Annotated in this window: 14 protein-coding genes; 6 read left to right on the plus strand and 8 right to left on the minus strand. The window is 53.1% G+C overall.

Going from position 1 to position 11863, the window contains the following annotated elements; genetic code table 11:
* Nucleotides 1-11: 11 nt before the first annotated feature.
* The 7 genes from nanA to zapE all read right to left on the minus strand — a co-directional run bounded on the left by nanA (nt 12) and on the right by zapE (nt 5673).
* Nucleotides 12-905, minus strand: a complete 894-nt coding sequence (gene nanA / locus EoCCA6_RS09340; RefSeq protein WP_152082442.1) for an N-acetylneuraminate lyase — start codon at nt 903-905, stop codon at nt 12-14.
* A gap of 122 nt (nt 906-1027) precedes the next feature.
* Nucleotides 1028-1810, minus strand: a complete 783-nt coding sequence (gene nanR / locus EoCCA6_RS09345; protein WP_152082443.1) for a transcriptional regulator NanR — start codon at nt 1808-1810, stop codon at nt 1028-1030.
* Nucleotides 1811-1912: 102 nt separating this feature from the next.
* Nucleotides 1913-2410: a ClpXP protease specificity-enhancing factor gene (sspB, locus tag EoCCA6_RS09350; RefSeq protein WP_152082444.1), complete on the minus strand. Its 498-nt coding sequence runs from the start codon at nt 2408-2410 to the stop codon at nt 1913-1915.
* A gap of 5 nt (nt 2411-2415) precedes the next feature.
* The gene (gene sspA, locus EoCCA6_RS09355; RefSeq protein WP_152082445.1) at nt 2416-3054 is read right to left on the minus strand and encodes a stringent starvation protein SspA; all 639 of its coding nucleotides are present in this window, start codon (nt 3052-3054) and stop codon (nt 2416-2418) included.
* A 308-nt stretch (nt 3055-3362) separates the two neighbouring features.
* Nucleotides 3363-3755, minus strand: a complete 393-nt coding sequence (gene rpsI, locus EoCCA6_RS09360; RefSeq protein ID WP_003860436.1) for a 30S ribosomal protein S9 — start codon at nt 3753-3755, stop codon at nt 3363-3365.
* A gap of 15 nt (nt 3756-3770) precedes the next feature.
* Entirely contained in the window at nt 3771-4199 is a 429-nt protein-coding gene (gene rplM, locus EoCCA6_RS09365; protein WP_032642418.1) for a 50S ribosomal protein L13, read from the minus strand.
* Between the two features lie 349 nt (nt 4200-4548).
* A complete protein-coding gene (gene zapE / locus EoCCA6_RS09370; RefSeq protein ID WP_152082446.1) occupies nt 4549-5673 on the minus strand; it encodes a cell division protein ZapE in 1125 nt (374 codons plus the stop codon).
* Nucleotides 5674-5862: 189 nt separating this feature from the next.
* Between zapE and zapG the strand changes: the two genes are divergently transcribed.
* The 3 genes from zapG to degS all read left to right on the plus strand — a co-directional run bounded on the left by zapG (nt 5863) and on the right by degS (nt 8959).
* Entirely contained in the window at nt 5863-6261 is a 399-nt protein-coding gene (gene zapG / locus EoCCA6_RS09375) for a Z-ring associated protein ZapG (RefSeq protein WP_006178827.1), read from the plus strand.
* A 170-nt stretch (nt 6262-6431) separates the two neighbouring features.
* On the plus strand, nt 6432-7799 hold the full coding sequence (gene degQ, locus EoCCA6_RS09380; protein ID WP_152082447.1) for a serine endoprotease DegQ: 1368 nt from the start codon (nt 6432-6434) through the stop codon (nt 7797-7799).
* Nucleotides 7800-7891: 92 nt separating this feature from the next.
* Nucleotides 7892-8959 (plus strand): outer membrane-stress sensor serine endopeptidase DegS, encoded by a 1068-nt coding sequence (gene degS / locus EoCCA6_RS09385; RefSeq protein ID WP_152082448.1) that lies wholly within the window; start codon nt 7892-7894, stop codon nt 8957-8959.
* Between the two features lie 89 nt (nt 8960-9048).
* Here the strand turns inward: degS and mdh are convergent, their stop codons facing one another.
* A complete protein-coding gene (gene mdh / locus EoCCA6_RS09390; RefSeq protein ID WP_152082449.1) occupies nt 9049-9987 on the minus strand; it encodes a malate dehydrogenase in 939 nt (312 codons plus the stop codon).
* A 389-nt stretch (nt 9988-10376) separates the two neighbouring features.
* On the opposite strand from mdh, the gene argR reads away from it, so the two are divergent.
* The 3 genes from argR (at nt 10377) to yhcN (EoCCA6_RS09405) (ending at nt 11863) form a co-directional block, all read left to right on the plus strand.
* Nucleotides 10377-10847, plus strand: a complete 471-nt coding sequence (argR, locus tag EoCCA6_RS09395; protein WP_010436133.1) for a transcriptional regulator ArgR — start codon at nt 10377-10379, stop codon at nt 10845-10847.
* A 378-nt stretch (nt 10848-11225) separates the two neighbouring features.
* Complete coding sequence (gene yhcN / locus EoCCA6_RS09400; RefSeq protein WP_152082450.1) at nt 11226-11489, plus strand: peroxide/acid stress response protein YhcN; 264 nt, start codon at nt 11226-11228, stop codon at nt 11487-11489.
* A gap of 107 nt (nt 11490-11596) precedes the next feature.
* Nucleotides 11597-11863, plus strand: coding sequence for a peroxide/acid stress response protein YhcN (gene yhcN / locus EoCCA6_RS09405; protein WP_152082451.1), 267 nt, complete (start codon nt 11597-11599; stop codon nt 11861-11863).

The raw sequence follows: 11863 nt of genomic DNA on the forward strand, positions 1-11863 counted from the left end.
CCGGCAATGCGTTAGCGTTTTTCCGCCATTAATTGCTCTGCCAGGGCTTTCAGCTCCGGCACGAATTTTTCGTCCACAGGGGCAAATGGCTTACGGCACAGCGGCACGGAGATCACGTCCATGTAGTGCAGTACCGTTTTTAGCCCACGGAAGACACCAGCTTTGATCAGCAGATCGATGACCTTATTGCACTCGCTTTGCAAGCGTTGTGCGGTGACGTTATCTCCCTCTCGGACCGCTTTGGCGATCGCCTGATAGCGCCAGCCCATAATGTTGTAGGTGCTGCCGATCCCACCGTCTGCCCCCGCCAGCAGGCCGGAGGCGAAGATCTCGTCGTAGCCGTTGTAAAGCACCAGATCCGGATGCGCGCGGCGGATCTGCTCCATCTGGAACAGATCGCCAGAGGTTTGCTTCAGCGCGCCCACACCCGGCAGCGTCACCAGCGTGTTGATCTGATCCAGAGTTAACTTCACGCCGCTTAACGCCGGAATGTTATAAACCACCATCGGCAAACCATCCGCCGAATCAATAATTGCACGGTAGTGGTCGCAATGTTCTTCAAAGCTGAAGGGATAGTAAAACGGTGTGACGGCGGACACAGCGTCAAAGCCAAAACGCGCGGCAGCCGTTGCCAGCTGCTGGCTTTCCGCCGTGCTGACGCAGCCGACATGGGCGATTAAGGTAATTTTCCCTTTCGCCTCCTCCGCGACGATCTCCATGACCTCCTCGCGTTCGGAAAGGCTTTGTACAAAGGCTTCCCCCGTCGAGCCGCCGACATACAGACCGTCGATGCCCTGCGCAATATTGAACTGCACAAGGCGGCGCAGGCTCTCTTTATCCAGCGTTTGCTGATGGTTAAACGGGGTCAGAAGTGCGGCCATTACGCCGCGTAATTGCGTTGCCATAAATACCTCAGATGATAACGGGTGTGTTTTAACGATATACCTTTATACCTGTTATACCAGATCATTTTAGCAGCAGTGGAATACAGAACGCTTATATTGCGATCTGCTTCACTAAAGGATCGTTATTTTTTGGCTTTGGAACTCTGACCGAAGGCGTGCCAGGTAGCAGAAACGCTATTGAGATGGGTTTGTAAAGCGCGATCGGCTTCATCGGGATCGCGGCGGCGGATCGCATCAACGATCGCAATGTGCTGGCGATAACTGACTTCGTTGTGCTGGTACAGCTCGGCATCCGGCACTTTAGGACGCGCGGCAATCAGCCAGTCCAGCAACGCAACGTGGATCGCGTTGAAGATCGGATTGCCGGGGATCTCTGCCAGCACGCGGTGAAAATCAACATCGGAGCGAATAAACAGCGTGTTGTCGTCCAGCGACTGGCTGTTGATCTCCAGCGCTTTTGTCAGGCGATCGATTTGCTCGTCAGTGGCAAATTCAGCGGCAAAGCGCACAAGACTGGACTCAAAGAACAGGCGCAACTGCTCAAAATGGGCAATGCCGCCGGGCTGAGTCAGGAAATCTTTCGCCATGCCGGAAAGTTCACTGATAATGGTATCGGCAGAGGGCATCGTGACACGTGCGCGTTCGCCGTTATTGATCTGCACCAGGCCTTTACGCTTGAGTGCCGCCAGCGCTTCACGCACGGACGGGCGACCCACGTTGAAGAACTCCATCAGTTCACGCTCGGAGGGCAATTGTTCTCCCTGCGCAAATTCCTTCCGGCGGATCATCTGCTCCAGCTCTTCTTCCACCATGTCAGACAGCTTTTTACGCGCAAGCGGACGACGCCGCAGGCTGCGGCCAATGGTTTCATCAGAGTTTTCAGCTTTAAGATCAGTCGGTTTCATTGCAGTCCGGTGCCGGAAAGGAAGAAAAATTCATCATAACACAGGAAATAACAGGTGGCGAAAAGGGGCAGAAAGCAAAACAGGCCCAACGGGCCTGTTTGATTATTTCACAACGCGCAATGCCGGTCGGCCACCGCGTGGCGGCGGATCGTCATCAGGGTCGTTGTCGTCGTGATGATCGGGTTTGTCGCCATCGATCAGAGACATCACCGTGTCGCTTTCGCGTTCACCGGAGGCGTCATCGTCATTCAGGCTGGCACCTTCTTCATCATAAGCCGCTTCCGGCTCAAACATAGTACCCGCACCGTTTTCACGCGCGTAGATAGCCAGCACCGCAGCCAGCGGCACGGAAACCTGACGCGGCACACCGCCGAAACGCGCGTTAAAGCGCACTTCGTCGTTCGCCAGCTCAAGGTTACCCACCGCGCGTGGCGCGATATTCAGCACAATCTGTCCGTCGCGTGCGTATTCCATCGGAACCAGCACGCCCGGCAACGTCACATCCACAACCAGGTGCGGCGTGAGCTGGTTATCCAGCAGCCATTCATAGAAGGCGCGCAGCAGATACGGACGGCGTGGTGAAAGTTGTGACATTTCCACAGTCATTAGCCTCGGCCGAGACGCATTTCACGTTCCGGTTCAGTTAAAGATGCCAGGAAGGAATCGCGTTCAAATACGCGAGTCATGTAGCCTTTCAGCTCTTTCGCGCCAGGGCCACTGAACTCTACGCCCAGAACAGGCAGACGCCACAGCAGCGGAGCCAGGTAGCAATCCACCAGGCTGAACTCGTCGCTCAGGAAGAAAGGCTTCTGTCCAAACACTGGCGCAATGGCCAGCAGCTCTTCACGCAGTTGTTTACGTGCAGCATCCGCTTCAGAAGAGGAACCGTTAACGATCACGTTCATCAGCGTATACCAGTCTTTCTCGATACGCTGCATGTACAGGCGGCTTTCACCACGTGCAACCGGGTAAACAGGCATCAGTGGCGGATGCGGGAAACGCTCATCCAGATATTCCATAATGATACGGGATTCCCACAGGGTCAGCTCGCGATCCACCAGCGTCGGTACACTTTGGCTCGGATTGAGATCGATCAGATCCTGAGGCGGGTTATCCTTTTCCACATGCTCGATCTCAAAACTGACACCCTTCTCGGCCAGCACGATACGAACCTGATGGCTATAAATGTCAGTAGGACCAGAAAACAGCGTCATTACCGAACGTTTGTTGGCAGCGACAGCCATGAAAACCTCCAGGTATATTCAGAATTTTTACTGCTACTGGCCCAACGAGGCCAGCCAGATGATGTATCGCCCATCCCAGAGAAGACACATTGTTCAAGAATCGAACAAAAACCGAGTATTCACCGATATTTGGGCAGAAAATTGGATGATAGTTTACCAGATTTTGATGGCTTTGTGGTGAGGGGATTCTGGAAATGTGGAAAAAGAGGAGATATATGCATTGATATTGTGGATAACCTACGCATTATCCATAAAAAAACCCGCCGAAGCGGGTTTTTCGCCAATCGTTCTGCGTGAGCAGAAAATGATTAACGTTTGGAGAACTGTGGACGACGACGTGCTTTACGCAGACCCACTTTCTTACGTTCAACCTGACGCGCGTCACGAGTAACGAAGCCAGCTTTACGCAGTTCAGAACGCAGGGATTCGTCGTACTCCATCAGAGCGCGGGTGATACCGTGACGGATCGCACCTGCCTGACCGGAGATACCACCACCTTTAACGGTGATGTACAGATCCAGTTTTTCTACCATATCAACCAGTTCCAGCGGCTGGCGAACTACCATGCGGGCAGTTTCACGACCGAAGTACTGTTCCAGAGAACGTTGGTTGATAACGATTTTACCACTGCCCGGTTTGATGAACACGCGAGCTGCGGAACTTTTGCGGCGACCAGTGCCGTAGTATTGATTTTCAGCCATTGCCTATAATCCCGATTAGATGTCAAGAACTTGCGGTTGCTGTGCCGCGTGGTTGTGCTCGTTGCCAGCGTAAACTTTCAGTTTACGGAACATAGCACGACCCAGCGGGCCTTTTGGCAGCATGCCTTTAACCGCGATTTCAATCACACGCTCAGGACGGCGGGCAATCATCTCTTCAAAGGTCGCTTGTTTGATACCACCGATGTGGCCAGTGTGGTGATAGTACACTTTGTCAGTACGCTTGTTGCCGGTAACAGCAACTTTGTCAGCGTTCAGAACGATGATGTAATCACCGGTATCAACGTGCGGAGTGTATTCCGCTTTATGCTTACCGCGCAGGCGACGAGCCAGTTCAGTAGCCAGACGGCCCAGAGTTTTACCGGTCGCGTCAACAACATACCAGTCGCGCTGTACGGTTTCTGGTTTAGCTGTAAAAGTTTTCATTAAAAGCTTACCCAAATAATAAGTTACACGTTGGTGAACACCCAAACGTTTAGTCAGTTGAGGTTCACACGACAAAGTCCGGCAAACCTACCCCTTCGAATAGCTCATGCCGACACATAGAAAGTTTCGGGAAAAAAACCTTCTCGTAACGTGGGGTCGCAAGATTATAGAGAAGTTGAGGTCAAAGATCGACCCTTAAATGTGATTTGGAATGGGTTTTTCGGAGGGCAAGTTTGTGCGGTCTGGTGCCCTCACCCCCAACCCCTCTCCCACAGGGAGAGGGTGGCATTTATTAAGGTCTGGTGCCCTCACCCCCAGCCCCTCTCCCCGTGGGAGAGGGTAGCCTTTATTATGGCATATGCTCACGCTTCAGGTACTCCTCGCTTTGCATCTCCTGCAGGCGTGAGAGGCAGCGCTGGAACTCAAACTTCAGCCGCTCGCCCTGGTAGATCTCATATAAAGGCACCTCGGCGCTGACCACCAGCTTAACGTGGCGCTCATAAAACTCATCCACCAGCGCAATGAAACGGCGCGCCTCACTTTCCATAAGCGGCGTCATCACCGGAACCTCCAGCAGCATCACGGTGTGGAAGAGTCGCGAAAGCGCAATGTAATCATGCTGGCTGCGCGCATCCACACAGAGCGTAGCGAAGGAGACGGCGAGCGTTTGATTCTCCACACCCAACGTTTGTAACGGACGATGGTTAATCTCCAGCACCGGCGCGTTATCGCGTTTCGCCCCGGCCAGCGCCAGCCACAGTTTATCCATCTGGTTTGTGGTTTCGGCATTCAACGGCGAGAGCCACAGATGGGCCTGCGTTAACGTGCGCAGGCGGTAGTCCACGCCCGCATCCACGTTCATAATGTCGCAGTGCTGCTTAATGGCATCAATCGCAGGCAGGAAGCGTGCCCGCTGCAGGCCGTTGCGGTAAAGCTCATCCGGCGGAATGTTTGACGTCGCCACCAGGGTAATGCCGCGCGCAAACAGCGCTTTCATCAGGCCGCCCAGCAGCATGGCATCCGTGATATCGGAGACAAAAAATTCATCAAAACAGAGCACGTCGGTTTCGGCCTTGAAGCGGTCGGCCACGATCTCCAGCGGATCGCTTTTGCCCTGCAGCGCCGTCAGCTCTTCATGAACCCGCAGCATAAAACGGTGGAAGTGCAGACGCTGTTTTCGCGTTCCCGGCAGGCTCTGGTAGAACATGTCCATCAGCCAGGTTTTGCCTCGACCAACGCCGCCCCACATATATAAGCCACGCACCGGAGCGTTAGCCAGTGGCTCTTTTTTTCCGAGCAATCGACCGAAAACCGCCTTCAGGCCGCTGCTTTGCGCTTCTTCCGCAGGTTTTGCCGTGAGCGCCTGATAAATCGTATCCAGGCGGTTAACCGCGTCACGTTGAACGTTATCTGGCTGGTATGAACCCTCATTCAGGGCATGTTGATATCGCGATGCGGGGGACAGGCTTTGCATAATAGTGTTGTTATTCCTTCAATCAAACCTCACCAGCGAGCACGACTGATGAAAAAAAGGCCGTTCTACACTACGCGATGATACGTCAGGATTCCACTTCTGCGGAAATAGCGGTTATAGTGGCATTATCAGGCACAGGCAGGAGCCGAGCCAACACCCTACGGAACAACAAGACAACGGGAGAAGTTCATGACCTGGGAATATGCGCTAATCGGTTTAGTCGTCGGCATCATCATCGGTGCTGTGGCCATGCGTTTCGGTAATCGCAAATTGCGTCAGCAGCAGTCACTGCAGTACGAACTGGAAAAGAACAAAGCCGAGCTGGAAGAGTACCGCGAAGAGCTGGTCAGCCACTTTGCCCGTAGCGCCGAGCTGCTGGACAACATGGCAACAGATTATCGCCAGTTGTATCAACACATGGCGAAAAGCTCCAGCAGCCTGCTGCCGGAAATGACGGCGGAAACCAACCCGTTCCGCAACCGTCTGGCAGACTCCGAAGCGGGTAACGATCAGGCTCCGGTTCAGATGCCACGCGACTATTCTGACGGTGCATCCGGCCTGCTGCGCGGTGGCGCAAAACGCGATTAATCGCACAACCTGAATATATTTTACGGGCGCATCTGTTGCGCCCGTCTTTTCTTTCCGTCCCCAGCTATTATTTAGTCAAATACCTCATTGTTCAGCGGTTTAAAATTCAATAACATCAAGATGTTTTTGGGCCGTTCTTCTTTCATTCCAGGATACGAGAGTCAGCATCGATGAAGAAAAAAAACCAGCTGTTGAGCGCCTTAGCGTTAAGTGTCGGGTTATCTCTCTCGGCCTCTTTCCCTGCCGCCGCGTCATTGCCTTCACAGGTTCCGGGGCAAGCGGCTATTCCTAGCCTTGCGCCGATGCTGGAGAAAGTGTTGCCCGCCGTGGTCAGCGTGAAGGTCGAAGGGACGGCACGGCAAAGCCAGCGCGTACCGGAAGAGTTGAAGAAATATTTTGGCGATGAAACACCTGACCAGCAGGCTCAGCCTTTTGAAGGGCTGGGCTCAGGCGTGATCATTGATGCGGCTAAAGGCTATATCCTGACCAATAACCACGTGATCAGCCAGGCGGATAAGATCAGCGTCCAGTTGAACGATGGTCGCGAATTTGACGCCAAACTGATCGGCGGCGATGACCAGAGCGACATCGCGCTGCTGCAGGTGCAGAACCCGAGTAACCTGACGCAGATTACAATCGCGGACTCGGACAAACTGCGCGTCGGTGATTTTGCCGTTGCCGTCGGTAACCCGTTCGGTTTAGGCCAGACCGCCACTTCCGGGATTGTCTCCGCGCTGGGGCGCAGTGGTCTGAATCTGGAAGGGCTGGAAAACTTTATCCAGACCGATGCCTCTATCAACCGCGGCAACTCAGGCGGTGCGCTGCTTAACCTTAACGGGGAGCTGATCGGTATCAACACCGCCATTCTGGCACCGGGCGGCGGCAGTATTGGGATTGGATTTGCCATCCCGAGCAATATGGCCAGAACCCTGTCTCAGCAGTTAATTCAGTTTGGCGAAGTCAAACGCGGGCTGCTGGGCATCAAAGGGATGGAGATGAGCGCGGATATCGCCAAAGCCTTTAACGTCAACGTCCAGCGTGGGGCATTTGTCAGCGAAGTGCTGCCGAACTCCGGCTCTGCCAAAGCGGGCGTGAAATCCGGTGATGTGATTGTCAGCCTGAACGATAAGCCGCTCAGCAGCTTCGCGGAGCTGCGCTCGCGTATCGCTACCACAGAACCTGGCGCGAAAGTGAAGCTGGGTCTGATTCGCGACGGTAAGCCGCTGGACGTGGAAGTGACGCTGGATAAGAGCACCTCCTCTTCTGCCAGCGCAGAGCTTATCGCCCCGGCGCTGCAGGGGGCGACGCTGAGCGACGGGCAACTGAAAGACGGCACGAAAGGCATTACCGTCGATACCGTCGAGAAGAGTAGCCCTGCCGCACAGGCTGGCTTGCATCAGGACGACGTCATTATTGGCGTAAACCGCACTCGCGTGCAGTCTATCGCGGAGATGCGCAAGGTGCTGGAAAGTAAACCGACGGTCATTGCCCTGCAGATTATTCGTGGCAACGACACAATCTACATTTTACTGCGTTAAGCATTTGCGACTCCGGACATCGCCGCTACGTGTGATGTCCGGATAACTCATGTTATGCTGCAAACCGTTCCTTTTTTAACGATACGCGCATCATGCTTGTAAAGCTCTTTCGTTCAATTGTCATTGGTTTGATCGTTGCCGGCCTGCTGTTAGTGGCTATGCCGTCTTTGCGTCAGTTTAGCAAGCTGACGGCCCCCCAGTTCGACAGCGCGGATGAAACGCCTGCCACCTATAATCAGGCCGTTCGCCGTGCTGCGCCTGCCGTGGTAAACGTCTATAACCGTGGTCTCAACAGCTCGGCTCATAACCAGCTGGAGATCCGCACACTCGGCTCCGGCGTGATTATGGACGATCGCGGCTACATTATTACCAACAAACACGTGATCAACGATGCTGACCAGATTATCGTCGCATTGCAGGATGGCCGCGTGTTTGAGGCCCTACTGGTTGGCTCCGACAGCCTGACGGACCTCGCGGTACTGAAGATCAACGCCACGGGCGGGCTGCCGACCATCCCAATTAACCGTAAACGGACACCGCACATCGGCGACGTGGTGCTGGCTATCGGTAACCCATACAACCTGGGGCAAACCATCACCCAGGGGATTATCAGCGCCACCGGTCGAATCGGCCTGAACCCGTCAGGGCGGCAAAACTTCCTGCAGACCGATGCGTCGATTAACCACGGTAACTCCGGCGGTGCGCTGGTCAATTCGCTCGGCGAACTGATGGGCATCAACACGCTCTCATTTGATAAGAGCAACGACGGCGAGACACCGGAAGGGATCGGCTTTGCCATTCCGTTCCAGCTCGCCACCAAGATTATGGATAAGCTGATCCGCGATGGTCGCGTGATCCGCGGTTATATTGGTATTGGCGGCCGTGAGATTGCGCCAATGCATACGCAGGGCGGCGGTATCGACCAGATCCAGGGGATTGTGGTCAACGAAGTGGCACCTGGTGGCCCGGCAGCAGCAGCGGGTATTCAGGTTAACGACGTCATCGTGTCGGTGAATGGCGTTCCGGCGGTTTCGGCGCTGGAGACCATGGACCAGGTGGCAGAAATTCGTCCTGGCTCAATCATCCCTGTCGAAGTCATGCGTAATGATAAGAAGCTGACGATTCAGGTGACGATTCAGGAATACCCGGCAACGAACTGACAGCCATAAAAAAACCGAAGCCAGTAAGTGCTTCGGTTTTTTTGCCGGGTGGCGCGAACGCTTACCCGGCCTATAAGAGACAGTTCGTGTTACTTGTTAACGAACTCTTCGCCCAGGGTGATATCTTTCTTCAGCGTATCCAGCATGCCTTCCATCGCATTTTGTTCAAACGCGCTCAGCTTACCAATAGGCTGACGTTCTTCGATACCGTTTTTGCCCAGCAGCAGCGGCTGAGAGAAGAAGCGGGCGTGTTCGCCGTCGCCTTCAACGTAAGCGCATTCCACCACGCCTTTCTCGCCCTGCAGTGCGCGAACCAGAGACAGACCGAAACGTGCCGCCGCCTGGCCCATAGACAGCGTTGCAGAACCGCCACCCGCCTTCGCTTCCACCACTTCGGTGCCCGCGTTCTGGATGCGTTTGGTCAGGTCAGCCACTTCCTGATCGGTGAAGCTCACACCTGGGATCTGTGACAGCAGAGGCAGAATTGTCACACCAGAGTGACCACCGATAACCGGCACTTCCACTTCTCCAGGCTGTTTGCCTTTCAGCTCAGCCACGAAGGTATTGGAGCGAATAATATCCAGCGTGGTCACGCCAAACAGTTTGTTCTTGTCGTAAACACCCGCGTTCTTCAGCACTTCTGCCGCGATAGCAACCGTGGTATTCACCGGGTTGGTGATGATACCGATACAGGCTTTCGGGCAAATTTCAGCGATCTGCTGCACCAGGTTTTTCACGATGCCTGCGTTGACGTTGAACAGATCAGAACGATCCATGCCAGGCTTACGCGCCACGCCTGCAGAGATCAGCACAACGTCGGCACCCTGCAGCGCAGGACGTGCATCTTCACCGGAGAAGCCTTTGATTTTCACAGCTGTCGGGATGTGGCTCAGGTCAACCGCCACACCTGGGGTCACCGGAGCAATATCGTACAGGGAGAGTTCTGAGCCTGAAGGCAGTTGGGTTTTCAGTAGTAGGGCAAGCGCCTGGCCGATACCACCAGCAGCGCCGAGGACTGCGACTTTCATCCTAAACTCCTTATTATGGTTAACTTAAGTATCTGTAACTCCGTTGCGGCGACCATAATTCAGCAGGTAAATAATTACAATTTTCGAAGCTAAAGAATTTGAGGTCACGCGCTTTTCACCCTCGTAAGCATACCCTCGGGGGCGACGAATCAAGAGGGGGTTACAATACACCCTGCCACGCCACCAAAACAACATCATTTTGATAACATTTAATTTACTTTTAGGCTTATTTGCGCGGCGTGACCCAGGCATGTTTTCCGATAACGAAATCTGATAAAATCATTCCCTTTCATAACATTATTTCAGCCTGGGTCCTGGCAGATTGTTTGCATAAAAATTCATCCACATGCATAATAATGTTGTTTCTATCGTCATATTCCGGGTGACTTATGCGAAGCTCGTCTAAGCAAGAAGAATTAGTAAAGGCGTTTAAAGCGCTACTCAAAGAAGAGAAATTCAGTTCTCAGGGAGAAATTGTTCAGGCGTTGCAGGAACAAGGCTTCGAAAACATCAATCAGTCGAAAGTCTCCCGCATGTTAACCAAGTTTGGCGCGGTACGTACCCGTAACGCCAAAATGGAAATGGTCTATTGCCTGCCTGCTGAACTTGGCGTGCCGACCACCTCCAGTCCGCTGAAGAATCTGGTTCTGGACATCGACTACAACGACGCTGTTGTGGTAATCCACACCAGCCCCGGTGCCGCGCAGCTGATTGCCCGCCTGCTGGACTCGTTAGGGAAAGCGGAAGGTATTCTGGGCACCATTGCCGGTGACGATACGATCTTCACCACCCCGGCAAATGGTTTCTCCGTTAAAGATCTCTACGAAGCAATTCTGGTTCTGTTCGAACAGGAACTGTAATTTCGCCGCCCCGTGGCGTCTGGCTGCGGGGATCATTCTGCTCCCGTCTCGTTTTCCCCTTTTTTATGCCGCCCTTTCCTTTGACAAATAGTGCTTTTTACCAGCCATTAACATTCCTCCAGTGAATACCACATCAATAAATCGCACAAAAAATCAAAGCCTCATATCCATATGATTTTTTTAGACATAACCTAACATTGTGTCGATAAAATGACCATTTTTATGCAATTTGGTTATAAAAATTATATCTGTTAACACGTAATTACCACTGAAACAATTAGTCTGGTATTAATTTTTTGCGTTATTAGTGTATACTTAATTTTGTGATGAGGGTCACGAAACGAAGACCCCAGTAAAAAATTCGACGAGGTAAAAATCATGAAAATCAAAACCACTGTAGCAACGCTGAGCGTCCTGTCTGTTCTGTCATTCGGTGCTTTCGCTGCCGATACCATCAATGCCGATCAGGCGCAGTCCCGTCAGGCAATCGGTACGGTTTCTGTTGGTGCTGTCGGGACATCTCCGATGGACATGCATGAGATGCTGAACAAAAAAGCGGAAGAACAGGGTGCGTCATCTTATCGCATCATTGAAGCGCGTACCGGCGACCACTGGCACGCAACCGCTGAGCTGTATAAATAAGTTTTAGTAATACCGAAGACATTCTTCTCCACTCAACGGCACCAGGCATAAAAATAGCAGTTCAACCCTTCTCGCCGTTGAGCAAAACCTTTTCAGGAGTAAAGACTATGAAAACCAAATTAATCATCGCTACCCTCGGCCTGGCCTCTGTTCTCTCTTTCGGCGCAAGCGCAGCCGTGCAACAGGTTAACGCTCAGCAGGCAGAAAACCTGCAGCCAATGGGGAGCATCGCCGTCACTTCCGTTGCAAGTTCACCAATGGATATCCGCCAGGCACTGGCCGCTAAAGCTGAAAAAGCAGGAGCCAGTAGCTATCGCGTCACCGAACTGAATCAGGGTGACCACTGGCATGCGACGGCAGAACTGTATAAATAA

This window comes from Enterobacter oligotrophicus (assembly GCF_009176645.1).
In the GTDB taxonomy this organism is placed as follows: domain Bacteria; phylum Pseudomonadota; class Gammaproteobacteria; order Enterobacterales; family Enterobacteriaceae; genus Enterobacter; species Enterobacter oligotrophicus.

Coding starts and splice junctions, on each gene's coding strand:
- rpsI (WP_003860436.1), bottom strand. CDS start 3,755: ATGGCTGAAAATCAATACTACGGCACTGGTCGCCGCAAAAGTTCCGCA.
- argR (WP_010436133.1), top strand. CDS start 10,377: ATGCGAAGCTCGTCTAAGCAAGAAGAATTAGTAAAGGCGTTTAAAGCG.
- zapE (WP_152082446.1), bottom strand. CDS start 5,673: ATGCAAAGCCTGTCCCCCGCATCGCGATATCAACATGCCCTGAATGAG.
- mdh (WP_152082449.1), bottom strand. CDS start 9,987: ATGAAAGTCGCAGTCCTCGGCGCTGCTGGTGGTATCGGCCAGGCGCTT.
- nanA (WP_152082442.1), bottom strand. CDS start 905: ATGGCAACGCAATTACGCGGCGTAATGGCCGCACTTCTGACCCCGTTT.
- degS (WP_152082448.1), top strand. CDS start 7,892: ATGCTTGTAAAGCTCTTTCGTTCAATTGTCATTGGTTTGATCGTTGCC.
- yhcN (WP_152082451.1), top strand. CDS start 11,597: ATGAAAACCAAATTAATCATCGCTACCCTCGGCCTGGCCTCTGTTCTC.
- sspA (WP_152082445.1), bottom strand. CDS start 3,054: ATGGCTGTCGCTGCCAACAAACGTTCGGTAATGACGCTGTTTTCTGGT.
- yhcN (WP_152082450.1), top strand. CDS start 11,226: ATGAAAATCAAAACCACTGTAGCAACGCTGAGCGTCCTGTCTGTTCTG.
- zapG (WP_006178827.1), top strand. CDS start 5,863: ATGACCTGGGAATATGCGCTAATCGGTTTAGTCGTCGGCATCATCATC.
- rplM (WP_032642418.1), bottom strand. CDS start 4,199: ATGAAAACTTTTACAGCTAAACCAGAAACCGTACAGCGCGACTGGTAT.
- degQ (WP_152082447.1), top strand. CDS start 6,432: ATGAAGAAAAAAAACCAGCTGTTGAGCGCCTTAGCGTTAAGTGTCGGG.
- nanR (WP_152082443.1), bottom strand. CDS start 1,810: ATGAAACCGACTGATCTTAAAGCTGAAAACTCTGATGAAACCATTGGC.